Annotated in this window: 1 protein-coding gene; it reads left to right on the top strand. The window is 45.5% G+C overall.

Going from position 1 to position 582, the window contains the following annotated elements; translation table 11 throughout:
* Positions 1-346: flavodoxin domain-containing protein (locus R7E78_RS28735; RefSeq protein WP_318058962.1), on the top strand; the 346-nt coding region annotated here is incomplete at its 5' end.
* Positions 347-582 lie beyond the last annotated feature (236 nt).

The raw sequence follows: 582 nt of genomic DNA, 5'->3' as shown, positions 1-582 counted from the left end.
AACCACGATCCACAACCAACCGTCATTAGACGAGATCGATAACCAAGGGACTTGGCTTGTGATCACCTCCACCCACGGTGCGGGGGAATATCCAGACAATATTCAACCTTTCATCGCAGCATTGCAAAATACGCCACCTAAGATGGCAGACGTGAAGTTTGCAGTCATTGCGATTGGTGATTCGAGCTACGATACGTTCTGCGCTGCCGGTAAGCACGCTTACGACTTGTTAGAAGATATTGGCGCAACGCCGATTGCAGATTGCTTGTTGATTGATGTACTGGCTCATGACGTCCCAGAAGATGCTGCAGAAGCATGGTTAAAAGAGAATATCGAGCGCTTTTAACCCCATACTCATCTCCTACAGAGTCGCGATGCGGCTCTGATTTCCCCTCTGTGAATAACCTTCCGTAGAAAAAATCTTTTCAACTGAACAAAAAACACCCAAACCGTCTGTGGATAAGTCAGGTAAGATCCAGTGGTTTTCCTTTAGTTATCCAAATAACAACTTTGATCTATTTTAGCCCCTGTGTATAAACCCCATTTTTGATCCCAGGTAATCCTCGATCAGATCCAACCATG

It is taken from the genome of Vibrio sp. YT-19(2023) (assembly GCF_033337395.1).
The sequence above is the reverse complement of the archived record's forward strand: the minus strand, read 5'-3'. Positions and strand labels throughout refer to the sequence as shown.